General features: G+C 66.2%; 14 protein-coding genes. 8 read left to right on the top strand and 6 right to left on the bottom strand.

The genetic code is table 11. The features are described from left to right. The first annotated feature begins 3 nt into the window (after window positions 1-3). Both ABF821_RS10255 and ABF821_RS10250 read left to right on the top strand, forming a co-directional pair. A complete protein-coding gene (locus tag ABF821_RS10255) occupies window positions 4-1,881 on the top strand; it encodes a CocE/NonD family hydrolase (protein WP_415529956.1) in 1,878 nt (625 codons plus the stop codon). Between the two features lie 462 nt (window positions 1,882-2,343). Next, window positions 2,344-4,767: a TonB-dependent receptor gene (locus ABF821_RS10250; protein WP_415529948.1), complete on the top strand. Its 2,424-nt coding sequence runs from the start codon at window positions 2,344-2,346 to the stop codon at window positions 4,765-4,767. Between the two features lie 58 nt (window positions 4,768-4,825). Here ABF821_RS10250 and ABF821_RS10245 read toward each other — a convergent pair whose 3' ends face one another. Next, the gene (locus ABF821_RS10245) at window positions 4,826-5,467 is read right to left on the bottom strand and encodes a hypothetical protein (protein WP_415529947.1); all 642 of its coding nucleotides are present in this window, start codon (window positions 5,465-5,467) and stop codon (window positions 4,826-4,828) included. Between the two features lie 12 nt (window positions 5,468-5,479). Further along, the gene (gene tldD, locus ABF821_RS10240; RefSeq protein ID WP_415529946.1) at window positions 5,480-6,940 is read right to left on the bottom strand and encodes a metalloprotease TldD; all 1,461 of its coding nucleotides are present in this window, start codon (window positions 6,938-6,940) and stop codon (window positions 5,480-5,482) included. Between the two features lie 232 nt (window positions 6,941-7,172). On the opposite strand from tldD, the gene treA reads away from it, so the two are divergent. Further along, a complete protein-coding gene (gene treA / locus ABF821_RS10235) occupies window positions 7,173-9,194 on the top strand; it encodes an alpha,alpha-trehalase TreA (protein WP_415529945.1) in 2,022 nt (673 codons plus the stop codon). Between the two features lie 194 nt (window positions 9,195-9,388). Here treA and ABF821_RS10230 read toward each other — a convergent pair whose 3' ends face one another. Continuing rightward, the gene (locus ABF821_RS10230; RefSeq protein WP_375288981.1) at window positions 9,389-10,405 is read right to left on the bottom strand and encodes a COX15/CtaA family protein; all 1,017 of its coding nucleotides are present in this window, start codon (window positions 10,403-10,405) and stop codon (window positions 9,389-9,391) included. Window positions 10,406-10,654: 249 nt separating this feature from the next. Between ABF821_RS10230 and ABF821_RS10225 the strand changes: the two genes are divergently transcribed. The 4 genes from ABF821_RS10225 to ABF821_RS10210 all read left to right on the top strand — a co-directional run bounded on the left by ABF821_RS10225 (window position 10,655) and on the right by ABF821_RS10210 (window position 16,116). Beyond that, the gene (locus tag ABF821_RS10225; RefSeq protein WP_415529944.1) at window positions 10,655-11,392 is read left to right on the top strand and encodes a TVP38/TMEM64 family protein; all 738 of its coding nucleotides are present in this window, start codon (window positions 10,655-10,657) and stop codon (window positions 11,390-11,392) included. Between the two features lie 175 nt (window positions 11,393-11,567). Next, on the top strand, window positions 11,568-12,902 hold the full coding sequence (locus tag ABF821_RS10220; RefSeq protein ID WP_415529943.1) for a multidrug effflux MFS transporter: 1,335 nt from the start codon (window positions 11,568-11,570) through the stop codon (window positions 12,900-12,902). A gap of 147 nt (window positions 12,903-13,049) precedes the next feature. After that, window positions 13,050-13,580, top strand: coding sequence for an adenine phosphoribosyltransferase (locus ABF821_RS10215; RefSeq protein WP_182974512.1), 531 nt, complete (start codon window positions 13,050-13,052; stop codon window positions 13,578-13,580). A gap of 307 nt (window positions 13,581-13,887) precedes the next feature. Further along, the gene (locus tag ABF821_RS10210; protein WP_415529942.1) at window positions 13,888-16,116 is read left to right on the top strand and encodes an FUSC family protein; all 2,229 of its coding nucleotides are present in this window, start codon (window positions 13,888-13,890) and stop codon (window positions 16,114-16,116) included. Window positions 16,117-16,215: 99 nt separating this feature from the next. Here ABF821_RS10210 and accC read toward each other — a convergent pair whose 3' ends face one another. The 3 genes from accC to aroQ are packed head-to-tail and all read right to left on the bottom strand — an operon-like array spanning window position 16,216 to window position 18,457. After that, window positions 16,216-17,559, bottom strand: coding sequence for an acetyl-CoA carboxylase biotin carboxylase subunit (accC, locus tag ABF821_RS10205; protein ID WP_182974510.1), 1,344 nt, complete (start codon window positions 17,557-17,559; stop codon window positions 16,216-16,218). Next, the gene (locus ABF821_RS10200) at window positions 17,559-18,002 is read right to left on the bottom strand and encodes an acetyl-CoA carboxylase biotin carboxyl carrier protein (RefSeq protein ID WP_415529941.1); all 444 of its coding nucleotides are present in this window, start codon (window positions 18,000-18,002) and stop codon (window positions 17,559-17,561) included. The genes accC and ABF821_RS10200 overlap by 1 nt, the downstream gene beginning before the upstream one ends. Beyond that, window positions 17,999-18,457 carry a type II 3-dehydroquinate dehydratase gene (aroQ, locus tag ABF821_RS10195; protein WP_182974562.1) on the bottom strand — a complete coding sequence of 153 codons (459 nt, stop codon included), beginning with the start codon at window positions 18,455-18,457 and terminating at the stop codon, window positions 17,999-18,001. Before aroQ ends, ABF821_RS10200 begins: the two co-directional genes overlap by 4 nt. 314 nt (window positions 18,458-18,771) lie before the next feature. Between aroQ and ABF821_RS10190 the strand changes: the two genes are divergently transcribed. After that, window positions 18,772-19,419 (top strand): septal ring lytic transglycosylase RlpA family protein, encoded by a 648-nt coding sequence (locus tag ABF821_RS10190; protein ID WP_415529940.1) that lies wholly within the window; start codon window positions 18,772-18,774, stop codon window positions 19,417-19,419. The last annotated feature ends 78 nt before the right edge of the window (window positions 19,420-19,497 follow it).

The following is a 19,497-nucleotide window of genomic DNA, read 5'->3' as shown; positions in this document are numbered from 1 at the left end:
TGGATGGCGATGGCGGGGGAACCCTCCACGCCCGACGGGGGCATCGCCGCCGACATGCCGGAGCATTTCCAGGTGCAGGATTCCAGCTTCGGCTATGTGCGTCGGGATGTGATGATCCCCATGCGCGATGGCGCGAAGCTGCATACGGTCATCATCATTCCCAAAGGTGCCCATGGCGCGCCGATCCTGCTGACGCGCACCCCCTACAGTGCCGACCACATGGTCTCCTTCGGGTCCAGCGGCAATATGGGGCCGATCCTTCAGGGGTATGACAACATGCCCGACGTGATCGCGGATGGCGGGTATATCCGCGTCATTCAGGATGTGCGGGGCAAATACGGATCGGAAGGGCGGTATGTGATGAACCGCCCGATGCGCGGCCCGCTGAACGCGACCGCGGTCGATCACAGCACCGACACCTGGGATACGATCGAATGGCTGGTGCACAACCTGCCGGAAAGCAACGGCAAGGTTGGCATTATCGGTGTGTCGTATGACGGTTATACCGCGATCACCGCGCTGTTTCATCCGCATCCGGCGCTGAAGGTCTCGGTGCCGATGAACCCGATGGTCGATGGCTGGATGGGTGACGACTGGTTCCATAACGGGGCGTTCCGCGAGGAAATGCTGCCGTATATCTACGAGCAGGACGGCACGCCGAAGAATACGACCACCTGGTGGGCCAGCCAGTACGATTCCTATGACGTGTTCCTGCGGGCCGGGTCCGCCGGGGCGGCCGGGCGCATGCGCGGCATGGAGCAGATCGGCTTCTTCCGCCAGATTCTGGCGCATCCGGCCTATGACCAGTGGTGGCAGCTTCAGGCGATGGATCGGCTGTTGCCGCGCGAGGGGCTGACGGTGCCGACGATGCTGGTCCACAGCCTGTGGGACCAGGAGGACAATTACGGCGCCATCGCCCTGTATTATGCGCTGGAGAAAGATCCGGCGGCGGCGGCGCATCTCTGGCTGGCCGTCGGACCCTGGAACCATGGCGGCGAGATCCATGAGGCCAGCACGATGGGGCCGGTCAGGCTGCGCTCCGACACCGGCCTGTATTTCCGCCAGAACGTTCTGGAACCGTTCCTGGCGCATTACCTCAAGGACAGCAGCATTCCGTTGCCCGCGCGCGTCACGGCGTTTCGTAGTGGCGAGAACAGGTGGGAGCGTGACAGCGCGCTGCCGCCGCATGATTGCGCTTCGGGCTGCACGGTGCTGCATCTGCAACCCGGCCAGGGGCTTGGCGCGCAGGCGCCGGGTGCCGATGCGGGGGTGGCGCGCTATGTGTCGGACCCCGAGCATCCGGTGCCTTATGTGGCGCGGCCCGTCGTCTCGAAAGGGCGGCCGGATTCGAACTGGCGGAACTGGCTGGCGACCGACCAGCGCAACATGGCGGCCCGCCCCGATGTGCTGAGTTTCACCTCGCCGGTGCTGACGGCGCCGTTCGTCGTCCGTGGCCAGCCGCATATGCATCTCACGGCCGCCACCACGGGCACCGATGGCGATTTCGTCGTGAAGCTGATCGATGTCTATCCCGACGAGGTGGCCGACCAGCCGGAGATGGGCGGGTATCAGCTCATGATCAGCGCCGACATCCTGCGCGGGCGTTATCGCGAGAGCTTCGCGCAGCCGCATCCCATTCCGGCCAATGTGCCGCAGACCTATGACATGGTGCTGCCGCTGGCGAACCATACGTTCCTGCCGGGGCATCGGATCATGATCCAGATCCAGTCAAGCTGGTTCCCGCTCTATGACCGCAATCCGCAGACCTATGTGGAGAATATCTTCCTCGCGCCGAAGGACGCCTATCGTCCGGCCACGGTCAGCGTGGATATCGCCCGGAGCTGGCTGGAGGTTCATGGCGGCGCATCAGCGGGCCATTGAGGCTCCGGTCCCGCTGGGGGTGGCGATTCGCCGAGCGGTGACGCGGGCGCCGTTTCGGCCCGCACCGTGACAATACGGTGACGGCCACGCTCCATCGGCGCTTTGCCGTCTCGATCAATTTCAACGACGATTTCGACCGGGATGGCGTGAGGTTTCCGGAAATCGGGCCGACGCGATATTCCGCGCGGGCGGGGCGGTCCTGCATGCTGTGGTCCCGTGACGCAGGACGCCGCATGCCTGCCGGTTCCTTGTGCCGGGCCGCCCGTCGACCAGAACGATGCAATTTTGCAACATGTTCTGGTGAAGGCGATCAATTATGATATTGACGGTTGCTTGCGAAAGCCGGCTGCTGATACGAACTTGTCCGAGTGGTCAGTTTCCTTGAATTATTGTGATATTCCGATGAATTCGGGGAACGTTGGTGCTTTTTTCCCTCATGACAAGCATAAGGCCGTCCTTTACATGGTCATACGTCTCCGCTTGAGTGTTCTTCTTGCCAGCACCGCCATTGCCGGCCTGACCGGCACGACAGCGCGTGCCCAGACGACCAGCGTTGCCTCCAGCGCCACGACTGCGGCGTCGACGCCCGCTGTTTCGCAGGCTGCTCCGGCCCAGGGTGAACCGAAGGCGGAGGTCGTCAACGTGACCGGCCGCACCGCGCTTACCCGCTCGCCCGGCGCGGGCCTGATGCGGGTCGAGACGGCGCCCAAGGCGATTCAGACCATCACGCGCGACTTCATCTCGAAGCAGTCGCCGACCACGAACATCCAGCAGATCCTGAAGATGCTGCCCAGCGCCAACGTGATGGACCAGGATTCCTTCGGCCTGTACTCCGGATCGACGATGGTGCGGGGCCTGGACCAGACCAATATCGGTTGGACCCTGGATGGCATGCCGCTGAACGATATCGGCGGCGGCCAGTTCTATTCGAATGAAGTGCTGGAGGCCGAGGACCTGGAGACGGTTTCCCTGCTACCGGGTTCGGTCAATCTTGACAGTCCGATCGTCAGCGGTGCCGGTGGTCTGGTCGCGGCGACGATGAGCAACCCTTCGCACAAGATGGGCGGCCTGATGGATATTTCGTTCGGTTCGTTCGACATGACGCGCCAGTTTCTGAAGCTGAATTCGGGCGATATCGGCAATAGTGGCGTGCGGTTCATGTTCGCCTTCAGCCATACCAAGGCCAACAATTATCGCGGCCCCGGCCTGTCCGAGAAATTCCATTACGATTTCAAGCTCGTGAAGGATTTCGAGAACGGAAGCCATACCGGCCTGACCGTTTCCTACAATGACCAGGTCAACGATTCGTTCCTGAATCCGAGCCTGTCGCAATATCGCAAGACCGGCTACAGCACGAACTACGATGCCGATTACGGCGGCGTGAAAGATACCGGCTATTACAAGCTGCACGTCAATCCGTTCCGCAACGTCGTTGCTATCCTGCCGACGCATATCGTCGTCAATTCGCGCCTGTCGATCGACGACAGCGCCTATTTCTGGCACGGGATCGGCAACGGCACCGGCGCTACGACGCTGACCGAGGGCAAGACCTATTACGGCGGCACGTATGTGCCGATCGATCTGACTGGCGACGGAAAGGTGACGAGTGGCGCCACCTATCTGGCCCTGACGCCGTCGAACCAGGAACAGTTCCGTCCGGGCAATACGATCAAGGTCAACTACCAGCTTGGCAGCCATCATCATCTGACGGCCGGCTGGTGGTACGAATATTCCAACCTGCTGCAATATTCGCCTGTCGGCATGGTCAACCAGACGACCGGTGAGCCGGACAATATCTGGGGCACCCGAGCCCTGATCAAGATGCCGAACGGCCAGCCATACAATTATCGTGACTTCCTGAGCCTGGCGCAGGTCAACATGCTGTTTATCGGCGACAGCATGGATTACTTCGATCGCAAGCTGCATATCGATCTGGGCTTCAAGGAAGCCATGATGACGCGGCGGGTCTATAACTACGTCTATGGTCCCGACGGCACCTATAATCGCAACCTGCATGTGGCCGAGCCGCTGCCGCAGATCGGCATTGCCTGGAACTTCAACCGTCACCATCAGATTTTTGTGGATGGCGCAACGAACTTCAAGGTGCCGTCGAACACCTCGCTCGTTGATTATTATTCCAACACCTCGGCGGCGCGGGTTCAGCGTGGCGGAGCGTCAACGCCGCAATATTCGATCTCCGAGGAAATCGGCTATCGCTATACTGGCGATACGGTTATCGGCAGCGTGTCCTTCTTCAACTACAACATGACCAATCGCCTGCTGACCCTGAACCAGTATGAAAACGGGACCAGCTACAGCCAGACCGTCAATGCCGGCGGCCAGACGTCGCGTGGCGTCGATGTGCAGGTGTCGACGCGGCCGATCCTGTATCATCTGCGGCCCTATGCCTCGTTCGAGTATCTGAGCGCGAAGATCGACAACAATATCGGAACGACGAGCACCCTGAATGGTGCTACCATTTCCGATTACCTGCCGACGAAGGGCAAGAGCCAGATCAATAGCCCGAAGGTGATGGCGGCGCTTGGCCTGGATTATGACGACGGACACCTGTTCGTGGGGGCGCAGATCAAATATGTCGGCAAGCAGTACGCCACGCTGATGAATGATAGCTCGATCCCGAACTACATTACCGATGCCGTCAATATCGGCTATCGTTTCGGCAGCCTCGGCTTTCTGAAGTCGCCGCAGGTCCAGCTCAATATGACCAACCTGACCAATGCGAAGTTCCGCAGTGGAATCTACACGTTCCAGAACACGCTCAATGGGGTCACCGGAGTGAGGGGCGGCGCCATTGCCGGTGCGCAGCCTGTCTATTATCTCCAGACGCCCTTCACGGCCGTTGTGACGGTTTCGACCGGCTTCTGATCCATGCGGCGCCCTGCGGGGCGCCGTTCAGGGAAACGGGCGTTCTACAGGAAGCCTTTCAGCGAACGGGTTCGCTGAAAGGCTTTTTCATATCCGCGAGGCGCGGAAAAGCGTCGTCCGGCCGGTGGTCGTGCCAGGACAGGACAATGACGGGCGTCATGAAGGCCAGACATTCCGTATAGAGCAGACCGATCATGATCCGCTGGCCGAGTTCCACGCCATTGATGGGCTTATCGGCCGCCAGCACATGGAATGCGATCAACGCCAGGCCGCAGGAGGATAGTGCCGCGATGGTGACAGCCAGCGTCATCCAGTATTGTCCGACGATGCGGCGTTCGGCCTCCGTGCGATCGTCCGCCGGTTTGCTCAGGATCGGGTGGCGCGCGCGGAGGGTGTTGAGCCATAAAGACGAGAGCATGAAGAAAAACCAGACCGTGGCCATCGCCCATCTGTGATAGGGACCCAGTACCTGCCATGCGGCGATGCCGACCGTGACCGCGCAGAGTGTCAGCGGTATCCATGGTTTTGGTGCCAGACGTGGCGCGGGGGGCTGGGGGGGGACGGCGAAATCCACCCCAAGCCGAACCAACGGTGCCATCAGGACCATGGCACCGTGATCGAGCGCGGCGGTCAGCCGGGCGTTGGCGCGGGCGAAGGCGGAAGAGTAGGGGAATGTACTATCCTGCTCGTCCTGCGCCATGACGTTTTTCCCTTATTTGCCGGTGCCGCCGACCGTGAGGCCGGTCATCTTCAGGGTCGGCTGGCCGACGCCGACCGGCACGCCCTGACCACTTTTACCGCAGGTGCCGATGCCGGGGTCAAGCGCCATGTCGCCGCCGATCATGGAGACTTTGGTCATCGCATCCGCGCCGTTGCCGATCAGCGTGGCGCCGCGCACCGGCGCGGTCACCTTGCCGTCTTCGATCAGGTAGGCTTCCGAGGCCGCGAAGACGAATTTGCCTGACGTGATGTCCACCTGTCCGCCGCCGAAATTGACCGCGTACAGGCCGCGCCTTGTGGAGCGGATCATCTCCTCGGTGGTGGCGTTGCCGCCCAGCATGATGGTGTTGGTCATGCGCGGCATCGGTGCGTGGGCGTAGGACTGGCGGCGGCCGTTGCCGGTGGGGCGCACGCCCATCAGCCGTGCGTTCATCCGGTCTTGCAGGTAGCCGGTCAGGATGCCGTCCTCGATCAGCACGGTGCGGCCGGTGGGGGTGCCTTCGTCATCGACCGTCAGGCTGCCCCGCCGCTCGGGCAGGGTGCCGTCATCGACCACCGTGACGCCGGGGGCGGCCACGCGCTGGCCCATCAGTCCGGCGAAGGCGGACGTGCCCTTGCGGTTGAAATCGCCCTCCAGACCATGGCCCACGGCCTCGTGCAGCAGGATGCCCGGCCAGCCGGCGCCCAGCACCACTTCCATCTCGCCGGCCGGGGCGGGCACGGCGTCGAGATTGACCAGGGCCATGCGCAGGGCTTCGTCCACCGCGCCTTTCCACACCGCCTCGTCCAGCAGGCGGGTGTAGGCATAGCGGCCGCCCATGCCGTGGCCGCCGCTCTCGCGCCGTCCGCCGCGCTCCACCACCACCGAGACGTTGAGCCGCACCAGCGGGCGGAGGTCGGCGACGCGGGTGCCGTCGCCGCGGACGATCTGCACCGCCTGCCATTCCGCCGCCAGCGAGGCCGAAACCTGCACCACGCGCGGGTCGCGGGCGCGGGCGTAGGTATCCAATGCCGACAGCAGGGCGGCGCGGGAGGCGAAATCGGTGTCGCCCAGGGGGTTGGCGTCGCCATACAGGCGCTGGTTGGTGGCCCGCGGGGGTGCCGCCATGGTGCCGGAGCGGCCGGCGCGCACCTGCGTGACCGTATCGGCGGCGCGTCTGATGGCGGATTCGCTGAGTTCGTCGGAATGGGCGAAGCCGGTTTCCTCGCCCAGGATCGCGCGCAGCCCGAAGCCCGACGAGGTGTCGAAGGTGGCGGAGCGGATGACGCCGTCATCCAGCGAGATGAATTCGCTTTCGCGGTATTCCAGGAACAGCTCGCCGTCATCCATGCCGTCCAGCGTGCGGCGGACCAGCGCCTCGGTGCCCGAACGGTCGAGCGTGGCGCCCGCGCGGTCGAAGAACAGCCGGTCGGTCGCCGTCAGCGGATTCAGGATCTGGTCGGTCATGCTCATCGAGGGTGGACTCCGGACGGTGCGCGGGAACGGGAGGGCAGGATGCGTGATGCGCTTTTGGAATTCATAATCGTATTCCGATGTGGGGCGAAAGCGCCGGCTTGACCAGTGCCGCCCGATGCTGGCCACCGGATGAACTTCGCGCCATCCGGGTCGTTTTTCTTATGCGCCTTCGGTGTCTCAGGGCATTCTGTCCGTTCAACATCCTGAGCGAGCAAGGATTTTCTGCCTGGTGACGTTCTCTATCCCGGTGCGACGCGCCATGAAGCCCGGTCGCGATTCCGCCACCTCCCTGTCTTTCCGCCGCACGCGGCCGCGTGCGGTGGCGTTGCTGGCCGCCGGGCTGGCATGGCCTGTCGTGCCGTCGGCGGTGGCCGCACCGGAGGCTGTGCCCGCCCAGGCACCTGCCCAGACATCGGTGTCGGCACCGGTGCCGGTTGTCGCGACCGGTTCCGCGCCCGCGCCTGCCCAGGCTTCGGGTTCGGCATCCGTGCCCGCGCCCGGTTCGGCGGCGGCGCCCGCGCAGGTCTCGGCTCCGGCTCCGGCTCCGGCTCCGGCCCCGGCTGTGGCGTCCGGGGCGGCTCCGGAGCCTGCGCAGGCGCGGGTTGCGGCTGTTGCTGCCGCGCCGGGTTCCGCCCCGGTATCCGCCGCCGATCTTCTGTCGCCGCCTTCGGTCGCGCTGGATGGGCTGTTCGCCGCCATTTCCGCAGCCCGGATCTTCGCCGATGCCAAGACGGCGGCCGATGCCGTGCCCGACCGCGCGCCCGCCGACCTGCTGGCGGAATACAGGCGGGCGAAAGGGGAGTCGGGGTTCGACCTGACCAGTTTCGTCGCCCAGCATTTTTCGGTGCCGCAGCAGCGCCTCGTCTCCTATCGCCGGCATCAGGACGAGAGCGTGCGCGAATATATCGACGGCATGTGGGACGTGCTGAGCCGGCCGCCGGATCGGCCGCCGCCGTTCTCGTCGCTGCTGCCGTTGCCCGAGCCCTATGTGGTGCCCGGTGGGCGGTTCCGCGAACTCTATTACTGGGATTCCTATTTCACGCTGATCGGGCTGTCGGAGAGCGGGCGGTTCGACCTGCTGCGCAGTACGGTGCGCGACATCGCCTCGCTGATCGACGGCTACGGGCATATGCCCAACGGTAGCCGCACCTATTATCTCAGCCGTTCGGAGCCGCCCTTTTTCGCGCTGATGGTCGATCTGCTGGCGCGGCATGACGGGCCGCAGACCTACGTGACCTTCCTGCCGGAAATGCAGCGCGAATATGACTATTGGATGGAGGGGGCGGAGGGACTGGCGCCCGGTACCGCCCATCGTCGCGTGGTGCGTCTGGCCGACGGAACCGTGATGAACCGGTACTGGGACGACCGGGACACGCCGCGCGACGAGAGCTATCCGCAGGATATCGCCACGGCGGCGGCATCGGATCGTCCGGCTGCCGAGATCTATCGCAATCTGCGCGCCGGGGCGGAGAGCGGCTGGGATTATTCCTCGCGCTGGCTGGCCGACGGCCACACGCTGACCACGATCCATACCATCGACCTGCTGCCGGTGGACCTGAACAGCCTGATCGCGCATCTGCAACAGACGCTGGCCCATGCTTACGGGGTGCGGGGCGACCAGGTTCAGGCGCAGCGTTATGCGCAACTGGCGACCGGGCGGATCGCCGACATCCGGCGGGTGATGTGGGACCCGGCCCAGGGGGCGTTCTTCGATTACGACTGGACGAAGCAGAAGCTGTCGCCGGTTCTGTCGACGGCGACGCTGGTGCCGCTGTTCCTGGAAGCCGCGACGCCCGAGCAGGCGCGTGCGGTGGCGGCGACGGTGCGCGCCCGGCTGTTGAAACCGGGCGGGCTGGTGACGACCGAGACGGCGACCGGCCAGCAATGGGACGCGCCGAACGGCTGGGCGCCGGAGGAATGGATGGCCATCATGGGGCTGGCCCGCTACGGGGAGGACGATCTGGCCCGCGAGGTCGCCACGCGGTGGATGGCGCGGGTGGTGACGACCTATCAGGCATCGGGCGTGCTGCTGGAAAAATACGACGTGGTGAACCCGTCGATCAGCCCCATGGGTGGGGCCGGGGGCGGCGAATACCCGATGCAGATCGGCTTCGGCTGGACGAACGGCACCTTGCTGGACCTGATGAAACGCTATCCGGGGGCCACGCCGCCCTCGGTGGCGCCTTCGGTCGATGCGGTGCCGGCGGCCACCGCTTCACCGTCCGGCGCCCCACATGCGGCGCCCGAGTGAAGACGGGGACTGGAAGGTGATGGGAGTTTGGAGAGCCTGGGCGGACATGGGGGCAGGTGAGCGAGAGTGCCGCGAAGCGGCACGGCCGTCGTGTGTTGCCGAGCACCGGCGCGGAGTGGCCTTGATGGCCATGAGCACCGGAGCGCAGGAAACGCGCGTCGGATCGCCGCCAGCGCGCATGTCCGCCCAGGCTCTCAGACGCGGCCGACGCCGCGCAGCCGGTGTAGCGCCACGATGGCGACGGTCAGCAGGACGGCGCCCCAGGTCTGGTGCACGGTGCCGGCCCAGGCGGGCACGACCAGCAGCAGGGTGGTGACACCCAGGGCGTACTGGATCAGCACCGCCCAGCCCAGGAGCATCAGAATGTCTTGCGCCGGCTTGCCCAGTTGCGGCGTGCGCAGGCCGCTGAAGACAGTGGCGCCGATGACCAGCGCGGTGACGGTGGCCAGCAGCCGGTGGTCGAACTGGACGGCGGGGATGTTGGCGAACCAGTTGAGCCAGAACGGCGACAGCTTGGCGTAGCCCTGCGGGATCAGGTGCCCTTCCATCAGCGGAAAGGTGTTGTAGGCGAAGCCTGCATGCGTCCCGGCGGTGAAGCCGCCGGCGATGATGGTGATGCCGATCAGGATCGTGGCGCACCAGACCAGCCGCCTGGTGCGCACGACCGCGACCGTGGCGGGAATGAAGGCGGGGGACGGGGTGCGGATCGACAGGGCCGTCCACAGGATGGCGATATAGAGCGCGAAGGCGCAGCACAGATGCAGGACCAGACGCACCGGTTCGACCGCCGTGCTGTTGGCGTCAAAGCCCGAGGCGACCATGAACCAGCCCACGGCGCCTTGCAGGCCGCCCAGCACGAAGAACAGGAGGAGCCGTGCGATCAGCCCGCGGGTGAGTGCGCCCGTGACCGCGAACCAGATCAGCGGCACCAGCAGCACCAGTCCGATCAGCCGGCCCCAGAAGCGATGGGTCCATTCTGCCCAGAAGATCTTCTGGAAGCCGGCCAGCCCGAACCCGTCATGCAGGATCTTGTATTGCGGGATGGTCTGATACAGCGCGAACTGGCGCTCCCATTCCGCATGGGACAGGGGCGGGATCATGCCCGTGACCGGGCGCCAGTCCATGATCGACAGGCCCGAGCCGGTCAGGCGCGTATAGCCGCCCAGTGCGATCATGCCGAGCAGCATGAAGCAGATCACGAACAGCCACATGGAAATGCGCTTCCGGTTGCGGGGCGAGATGGACGCGGCAGCGTCGTGGGCGGCGGCGGTCTGCGGGATGGTATGTACGGACATGAAGGGGATTTAGACCTGCCTTGCTGCCGGTCGCAAGCCGATGCTAGTGCATGGCCCGCGCCCCCGGACGCCGGGATGTGCCTCCTGCCGCCATGCCCTGAATGATTCCAGCAGCGGACCTGACGCCATGGCCTCTTTTTTTCCTCGTCCCGACCCGTGCGCGGCATGACGGAGCGCGCTGTTGTCGACCCCCCGCGTGGCGGCGGGTTGGCCGTGCTGGCGCGGCCGGCGCTGATGGTGGCGGCCTGCATTGCGGTGGGGCTGGCGCTGCGCCATGCGCCGGGTCTGCGGGGGATGCTGGGCGATACCGCGCTGCTGCGGGACGGCATGGCGGGGCGGATGGTCTTTCTGCTGGTGGGGTCGGCGATCTGCGCCGTGGGGTTGCCGCGCCAGCTTGTCTGTTTTGCCGCTGGAGTGGCGTACGGTGCGCCCGAGGGGATCGTGCTGGCCAGTCTGGCGACGCTGGCGGGGGCGGCCGGCGGGTTCGGCTGGGCGCGCGGGGTCGGGCGGGCGAGCGTGCGGCGGCGGCTGGCCGGGCGGCTGGCCCGGCTGGACGGGTTCGTGACCGCGCATCCCTTCACCGCCATCCTGACCATTCGCCTGCTGCCCGTGGGCTCGGCGCTGATGCTGAATCTGCTGGCCGGGGTTTCGGGGGCGGGGTTCGTGCCGTTCATGCTGGCGACGCTGCTGGGCAGCCTGCCGCAGACGGTGGTGTTCGTGCTGCTGGGGGGCGGTGCCCGGATCGGGCATGGCTGGCAGGTGGGGCTGGCGGCGGTGCTGTTCGCCGGGTCCGGGGCGCTGGGGCTGTGGCTGGCGCGGCGCATGGCGTCGCGGGGTGTGGCTCCCGAGGCGCGTTCCCCCAAGGCGCGTGCCCCCAAGGCGCGTGCCCCCGGTGTGCCGTGAACGTGCCATCTTGTGGCCCCGTTCCCCCCGTCTGATCGGGGGGTGGGCGGTGTCGCCGGGGCTGTTGCGTGTATGCACCGCGTCAGGCGAAATGCAGCCTTACAGTATTTATATGATGAAATCCGGTGACACGCTGAGATAGTAGGTCCCGACGATCTCAAATGGAGTGCCGCCGATGGCGCCACCTGCGATAGCCGCGAGATCCGACGATGCCCCTGCCACCGCTTCCGTTGCCCGGCCCATGAACTGGATTGCCATCCTGCTTGGGTTCCTGACGGCTGTGGGGCCGGTATCGACGGATATCTACCTTCCCGCCTTCCCGGCGCTGGAAGCGTCGCTGCACGCCCAGGCGGGCTCGGCTGAAATGACGCTGGCGATCTGGTTCGTCGGCCTCGCGATCGGGCAGATCACGATGGGGCCGCTCTCCGACCGGTTCGGGCGGCGCATGCCCATGCTGGTCGGCACGCTGATCTATACGCTGGCCTCGGTCGGCTGCGCCCTGGCGGGGGATATCTGGACCTTTTCCAGCTTTCGCCTGCTGGCGTCGCTGGGGGCGTCGGCCAGTCTGGTGATCCCCAGTGCCTGCGTGCGCGATATTTCGTACGGCAACGAGGCCGCGCGCCTGATGTCGCGGCTGGTGCTGGTGATGGGCGTGGTGCCGGTGCTGGCGCCGACCATCGGCGGCTTCGTGCTGTCCTTCACCACCTGGCGGTCGATCTTCTGGGCCTCGGCGGCCTATGGGCTGGTCTGTACCGTGCTGGTGGCGCGGGTGCTGCCCGAAACCCTGCCGGAGCGCGAGCGCAGCATTCTGTCCCCCCTCGCGCTGGCCACGCGCTATGTGATGCTGGCGCGGGACCGGGGGTTCATCACCAATGCCATGATCGCCGGGTTCGGCTGTTTCATGTCGTTTACCTATCTGTCGGCGGCGCCTTCGGTCTTCATCCATCTGTTCGGCTTCACGCCCGCCGGGTTCGGCATGCTGTTCGGCGTCTTCGCCGTCTGCATGATCGGGGCCTCGCAGATCAACGGCGTGCTGGTGGGGCGGATCGATGCCGGGCGCATTCTCGGCATGTCGGTGGGGACCGCCGTGCTGGGCACGGTGGGGATGCTGGTGGTGTCGGTCGTCATGGCCTTCGCGATCCGTGGCGGGACGACGCCGCACGGGCTGGAGCTGGTGCCGCTGGTCCTGACGATGATGGTCGCGCTGGGCACGACCGGCATCATCGGGCCGAATGCCGCCGTGGGGGCGATGGCCGACCATCCGCGTCTGGCCGGCAGCGCCGCCGCCTTCATCGGCACGCTGCAATATGTGCTGGGTGCGATCGCCGGGGCCTTCGTCGGCATGCTGCCGCGCACCACGCCGGTGCCGATGGCCGGCGTGATGCTGCTGGGCGCCATCATCATGCTGGTGATGGTGCTGCTGCGGCCCGCGCGCCCGGCGGCGGGCGAGGCGGAGGCCGAGGCCCATATGGCCGGAGAGGCAGCGGGCGCCCCGCCCATGGTGCATTGACCGCCCCCTGGAGGCATCTGTCGGGCTTGCGGGCGATGGCGGGGGCGGGCTAGCTACAGCGCGGCGATTTTTTCCGACCCGGACGGCTGGTCCTGGCCGGCTTTCGCCGTGGAATCGGTTTACGACGGGATGGATTTGGACACGGACATGACGACCGCCACGATGGACCTGAAGCAGCACATTCGCGGCATTCCGGATTTTCCGAAGCCGGGTATCCTGTTCTACGATATCTCCACCCTGATGCGGAACGCGGATGCGTGGCAGGTGGCGATGGGGCGGGTGACGCACGCGGTCGCCCCCTGGGCGCCGGACATGCTGGCCGCGATCGAGTCGCGCGGCTTCCTGACCGCTGCCCCGCTGGCCAGTCGGCTGGGCTGCGGGCTGGTGATGCTGCGCAAGCCGGGCAAGCTGCCGGGCGAGACGGTCTCGCACGCCTACGAGCTGGAATATGGCAGCGACACGTTGCAGATCCAGGCCGATGCCATCGTGCCCGGCCAGCGCGTGGTGGTGATGGACGACCTGCTGGCGACGGGCGGCACGCTCGCGGCCTCGATCGCGCTGCTGCGCAAGGTCGGCGCGGAGGTCGTCGGCGCCTCGGTGCTGGTGGAACTGCGGGCGCTGGGCGGCCGGGCGCGGCTGGATGTGCCGGTCAAGGCCCTGGTCACCTACGACGACTGAGAGACTGCCGGCACAATGATCCCGCCGGCGATCCGGCGGGTGTTTCCCGCGCTCTGCTCCGGGGCGCGGAAAGACCCGCCGGACGCGCCGTTGCGCGCCACGCTCGCCTGTCGGCCCGGTTTTTCAAACAGCCTCTGACCGGTGATGATGGGGCCGCCGCTCCGGTGAGCCGGAAATACAGTTTCATCACCTCTGTTATTCGTTTCGCCGTACTGTCAGCGGATGGCACGGTGTTCTAATGCTGTTTCAATAAGGGAAGTGACGCCACCGTCCGGCGGCGGGTGCGGTGCGGGAGTATGATGCCGGGATGAAGAGCCGTGAGCCGTCGCTGACCTTTGACCTGGCCCGGCTGCACGATCTGTGGTCCCAGATCTGGTCGGGCGTTCCCCGCCGGCAGGACCGCCTGCGCTGGCTTTACGCCCCCGACCTGCTGACCTTCGGTTATGCGCTGCGCACCACGATCACGTCGCTGATCGCGCTGGGTATCGCGCTGTGGTGGGAACTGGGCAGCCCGCAATGGGCGGCGCTGACCGTGTGGATGGTGGCGCAGGGCTCGCGCGGCAAGAGCGTGGCCAAGGCGCGCTGGCATCTGTTCGGCATGGTCGTCGGCACCATCTTCGCCGTGGCGCTGGTGGCGGCCTGTCCACAGCAGCCCCTGCTGTTCATCCTGCTGCTGGCGGTGGGGATCGGGCTGTTCTGCTTTGTAGGCACGCTGCTGCCCGGACCCGCCACCATGACCAATTATCGTATCCACGGGATGCGGGCGAGCGGCTTTACCTACGCCATCATCGCGCTGGACGGCATTGCCGATCCGCAGCATATCTTCGCCATCGCCATGGCGCGCGCGACCTACATCGTGCTGGGCATCGTGCTGGAAAGCACGGTGTCTTCGCTGTTCCAGTTCCGGCTGGGGGAGCGGGCGCGCGACCGGCTGGCCCATAATTTCCTCACCTCGATCGACGGGGCCGCGCATGCGCTGGCCGATCTGCTGGGCGGGGACCAGCAAGCCCTGACGCGGGTGCGGGGCGTGTTTTCGACCATTACCGCGCTGAGCGACCAGATCGAGTTCGCCGAGGTGGAACTGGGCCGCCATCATGGCCATGAAGGCGACCATGCCCGTGCCGCGCTGGCGCGCGTGGCGGTGCTGCTGTCACGCGGGCTGGACCTGTCGGCGTTGCTGCACACGCCCGGCCGTGTGGAGGGCGATACGTTCAGCACCACGGCGGCGTCGGTGCGGACATTCCTGCTGGCCCTGTCCGAGCGGTTGCAGGCCGGGGATACCCAGCCCACCCTGCTGCAACTGGCGGGACTGCGCGCCACCTGCCGCCAGGTGATCGCGGATTCGCTGGGGGCCGAGATGGGCAGCGATACCCGGCCGCCGGCAGGCGTGGACGAGGCGCGGAGCCTGCAATGGCAGCGCATGCTGCATCATGCGCTCGATGGCATGCTGGAGGATCTGGAAGGGGCGATTACCCAGTTCGAAGCCAGCATGCACCCCCTGCCGCACGACCATTTCCATTATCGGATCAAGACGTTCCGTGACTGGCGGCTGGCGGGCGCCAACAGCCTGCGTGCCTCGATCACCATCTTCGGTGCCGGGGTGATCTGGATTACCACCGGCTGGTCGGTCGGGCTGCTGTTCCTGATGTTCGTCTCGATCGTGTGCAGCCTGTTCTCGACGCTGGAGAAGCCGGCCCTGGCGACGCAGGCCTTTCTGACCGGGGCGTTGTGGGCGGTGGGCGTGTCGGGGGTGCTGGTGCTGTGGGCGCTGGCGACGCCCTCGACCTTCGAAGTGCTGGCCTTGTGCCTCAGCCTGCCGATGCTGGCGGGCGGGCTGGCCTTTGCCTATCCCACCATCGTCCTCGCCGCCGTGTCGTACAACCTGTTCCTGCCCATTCTCATCGGGCCGGACAATCAGGGGCGGCTGGACGAAATCACGTTCTTCAATACCGCCATGCCGCTGATTTTGGCGCTGTGGTATGCGATGTGGTCGTTCCGGCTGGTGTTGCCCAACGATATCAATGCCATGCGTTGGCAGATGCGGACCGAGATCCTGAAGGGGCTGCGGCAGGTGGCGCGGTCGGCGAACCTGCCGACCACCGTTTTCGTGGTCGAACGGAACGTGGACCGCTTCGTGCGCCTGCTGACCAATGCCGGCGAGACGCCGGAGCCGGTGATCGATGCCTATCTGCAAGGCACGCTCTCGGCGATGACGATCGGCCTGAATGTCATCCGTCTGCGCCGAATCCTGGCGCGCAATCTGCTGCCGGCCGCCGCCACCCAGGTGATCGAGGCCATGATGGGCCGGATGGAGCAGTTCAGCGGTCGTTATGGCGGCCATTACGGCCGGACCGCCCGCGCGGCCAAGCTGGCCAGCCAGCGGATCGCGGCCGAGGCCGGGCAGGAGCCCAATCTGGGCGTGCGGATGGAAATGGACCGCGCCCTGGCCAGCCTGGACGTGATTTCCTACGAACTCGACGCCAACCGGCTGTTTTTCGATGCGTCCAGCCCGTATATGGATACCGCTTTTGGCTGAGAGCCTCGGCGAAAGGCAAGGGCGTTGCCCTTGACCCACCAAAGGGCATCGCCCTTTGGAAACCCGGTCGTTGTTACGTGGTGGGGAGGGGGTTGGTCTTTAGCCCTGCCTGGCGACGAAGCGTTCCAGCCAGTGGATGGTGTAGTCGCCCTTCTGGAACTCGGGATCGTCCAGGATCTTGCAATGCAGCGGGATCACCGTCTTGACGCCGTCGATCACGAACTCGTCCAGCGCGCGGCGCATCCGGGCGATGGCCTCGGGCCGGGTGGGGGCGTGGACGATCAGCTTGCCGATCATGCTGTCGTAATAGGGCGGCACGCGATAGCCCGCATACAGCGCGCTGTCGATGCGCACGCCCAGGCCGCCGGGGGGGTGATAGACCGTGACCGTGCCCGGCGTGGGCATGAAGGTCGCCGGGTCCTCGGCATTGATGCGGCATTCGATGGCATGGCCGCTGAAGGTGATGTCCGACTGCTCGTAGCCCAGCGGTTCGCCGGCGGCGATGCGGATCTGTTCGCGCACCAGATCGACATCGCAGAGCATTTCCGTCACCGGATGTTCCACCTGCAGGCGGGTGTTCATCTCGATGAAGCAGAACTGGCCGTCCTGGTAGAGGAATTCCAGCGTGCCGGCGTTGCGGTAGCCCAGCTTGCGCAGCGCCGCCGTGGCGGTGGCGCCGATGGCGTCGCGCTGCTCGGCGGTGAGGGCCGGCGAGCCGGCTTCTTCCAGCAGCTTCTGGTGGCGCCGCTGGAGCGAGCAGTCGCGCTCGCCGAAATGCACGACGTTGCCATGGGTGTCGGCCAGGATCTGCAACTCGATGTGCCGGGGCCGGTCCATGTATTTTTCGAGATAGACCTCGTCATTGCCGAAGGCGGCGCGGGCCTCGGTGCGGGCGACGCTCCAGGCCTCGTCCAGCTCGTCGGCGGTCCGGGCGACCTTCATGCCGCGCCCGCCGCCGCCGGCGGCGGCCTTGATCAGCACCGGGTAGCCGACCTGGGCGGCCACCGCGCGGGCCTCGTCCAGGTTGGCCAGCGCACCGTCCGAGCCCGGCACCAGCGGCACGCCGAGCGCGCGCATGGTGGTCTTGGCGGTGATCTTGTCGCCCATCATCCGGATGTGCTGGCCGGTCGGCCCGATGAAGGCCAGGCCGTGGGCCTCGACCGTCTCGGCGAAATCGGCGTTCTCGGACAGGAAGCCGTAGCCCGGATGGATCGCGTCGGCACCGGAGATGGTCGCGGCCGACAGGATGGCGGCGACGTTCAGGTACGACTCACGCGAGGAGGGCGGCCCGATGCATACGGCTTCGTCGGCCAGGCGCACATGCATGGCATCGGCATCGGCCGTGGAATGGACCGCGACCGTGCGGATGCCCATTTCGCGGCATGCGCGCAGGACCCGCAGGGCGATTTCGCCACGATTGGCGATGAGGATCTTGGAAAACATTACTCGATGACGGCCAGGGCTTCGCCGAATTCGACCGGATCGCCGGAGGCGACCAGCAGCTTCTTCAGCGTGCCGGCGCGGGGGGCCTTGATCTGGTTGAAGGTCTTCATCGCCTCGATCAGCATCAGGGTCTGCCCGGCGGTGACGCTCTGCCCTTCGGTGACGAAGGGGGGCGAACTGGGGTCTGGCGTCAGGTAGGCCACGCCGACCATCGGGCTGGTGACGGCGCCCGGATGCTTGGCCGGGTCGGCCGGCGCGGCGGCCACGGGCGCGGCCGCGATCGGGGCGGCGGCGGCCGGCACGGCATGGACCACGCCGGGTGCTGCGCGGGCAACGCGGATGCGGTTGTCCTTCTCCGCGATCTCGATCTCGGTCAGGCCGGTTTCGGTCAGAATTTCAGCCAATGCCCGAATGGCATCCGCGTCCACGAGCAGTCGGCTCATCGGTCGTTCTCGTCCAGAATCATGTCTGTCATCGCCTGAAGCGCCAGGGCATAGCCGCGTACTCCCAGGCCGCAAATGACGCCTGCGGCCGCGCGGGAGCAGTAGGTGTGATGCCGGAATTCCTCGCGGCGATGAATGTTGGAGATATGGACCTCGATCACCGGCAGCTCGACGGCCAGCAGCGCGTCGAGCAGGGCGATTGAAGTGTGGCCGTAGGCGGCCGGGTTGATAACGATCCCCTGCGCGCGGTTGCGGCATTCATGGACCCACGACACCAGCTCGCCCTCGCCGTTGGTCTGGCGAAAGTCGATACCGACATCCAGTCGCTCGGCAGCCTGGATGCAGATCTGTTCCACGTCGTCCAGGGTCGCGCGACCATAGACTTCGGGCTGGCGCATTCCGAGCATGTTCAGGTTGGGCCCGTTCAGGACCACGATCAGGGGGCGCTTTATCATCACAGGCGCCGTAGCACGCTCTTCGGCCGGTTCCAAGAGAATGATCGCGCGGGCTTCGGTGTCCTGCCCGCCGGCCGGAAAAGAGGCGGCAGTAATGAAGGCTGAAAATTGCCATAATTCGCCGCGAAAACGTGATCCAGCGCGGGAAAACCGTGGCGGCATGAACGCTTTGCGGCCGCCCGCGCCGGTATCGTGGCGGAAAAAACTGGACTCGGTGGTGACAGGACTGCTCTATTGTGGTCCGATACTGGATCACCGATCCCAAAAGGACTGGAAACGCATTGAAACTGCATCGGACAACGCGAGGAATGCGAATGGGTGGGCAGGCGATGCTGTCGCTGCTCTGCCTCGTTTTCTTCATGTCCGCCGCCAGTGCCGCCTCCACTCCCCATGAGGGAACGGCGGATGCGGCGGTGTCTGCCGGGGGTGTTTCCGATGCGCCGGCGGCGGGGGACGATGGCCGACCGGTGACGGCGTGGGCGGCTTCGGTCCGCGCGGCGCTGGCGCGGCGGTCCCATAGCATCGCGGTTGCCGGTCGGTCCGCGCTCGCATGGTCCGAGCAGGGCGTGGCAAGCTGGTATGGCCATATGCGCCGCCCTCGTCGCCATGTGGTGGGCCGGACCTCGTCGGGCAGCACGTTCGACCCCAAGGCGCTGACGGCTGCGCATCCGACCCTGCCGATGGGAACGAAGCTGCTGGTGCGTTCGCAGGAAACCGGCCGGTCGGTGGTGGTGACGGTGAATGACCGTGGCCCGTTCCATGGCAGCCGGATCATCGACCTCTCGCCTGCCGCGGCGGCCCGACTGGGGATGCTCAGTGCCGGGACCGCCCACGTTGTGGTTCAATCGGCTTCGGCCGTCGAAGTCGCGCAGGCCGAAGCGTCGGACAGCAGCGCCGATGCCATCGCCGCCGCCGGGCCGAGCGCCGAGCGCCGCGCACCGGTCGCTCCCCGCCACCGCTGACCGGCATCTTCCGGTCCTCCGGGCTCCGACGCCTTCGGCTTTGCCGACGGCTGGGGGCTTACGGGGGGCTTGCGGGGG

The organism is Gluconacetobacter sp., assembly GCF_047721585.1.
GTDB lineage: Bacteria > Pseudomonadota > Alphaproteobacteria > Acetobacterales > Acetobacteraceae > Gluconacetobacter > Gluconacetobacter dulcium.
The sequence above is the reverse complement of the archived record's forward strand: the minus strand, read 5'-3'. Positions and strand labels throughout refer to the sequence as shown.

Coding starts and splice junctions, on each gene's coding strand:
- ABF821_RS10210 (WP_415529942.1), top strand. CDS start 13,888: ATGAAGAGCCGTGAGCCGTCGCTGACCTTTGACCTGGCCCGGCTGCAC.
- ABF821_RS10190 (WP_415529940.1), top strand. CDS start 18,772: ATGGGTGGGCAGGCGATGCTGTCGCTGCTCTGCCTCGTTTTCTTCATG.
- ABF821_RS10250 (WP_415529948.1), top strand. CDS start 2,344: ATGGTCATACGTCTCCGCTTGAGTGTTCTTCTTGCCAGCACCGCCATT.
- ABF821_RS10215 (WP_182974512.1), top strand. CDS start 13,050: ATGACGACCGCCACGATGGACCTGAAGCAGCACATTCGCGGCATTCCG.
- aroQ (WP_182974562.1), bottom strand. CDS start 18,457: ATGATAAAGCGCCCCCTGATCGTGGTCCTGAACGGGCCCAACCTGAAC.
- ABF821_RS10200 (WP_415529941.1), bottom strand. CDS start 18,002: ATGAGCCGACTGCTCGTGGACGCGGATGCCATTCGGGCATTGGCTGAA.
- ABF821_RS10245 (WP_415529947.1), bottom strand. CDS start 5,467: ATGGCGCAGGACGAGCAGGATAGTACATTCCCCTACTCTTCCGCCTTC.
- tldD (WP_415529946.1), bottom strand. CDS start 6,940: ATGAGCATGACCGACCAGATCCTGAATCCGCTGACGGCGACCGACCGG.
- accC (WP_182974510.1), bottom strand. CDS start 17,559: ATGTTTTCCAAGATCCTCATCGCCAATCGTGGCGAAATCGCCCTGCGG.
- ABF821_RS10225 (WP_415529944.1), top strand. CDS start 10,655: ATGACGGAGCGCGCTGTTGTCGACCCCCCGCGTGGCGGCGGGTTGGCC.
- ABF821_RS10230 (WP_375288981.1), bottom strand. CDS start 10,405: ATGTGGCTGTTCGTGATCTGCTTCATGCTGCTCGGCATGATCGCACTG.
- ABF821_RS10255 (WP_415529956.1), top strand. CDS start 4: ATGGCGATGGCGGGGGAACCCTCCACGCCCGACGGGGGCATCGCCGCC.
- ABF821_RS10220 (WP_415529943.1), top strand. CDS start 11,568: ATGGCGCCACCTGCGATAGCCGCGAGATCCGACGATGCCCCTGCCACC.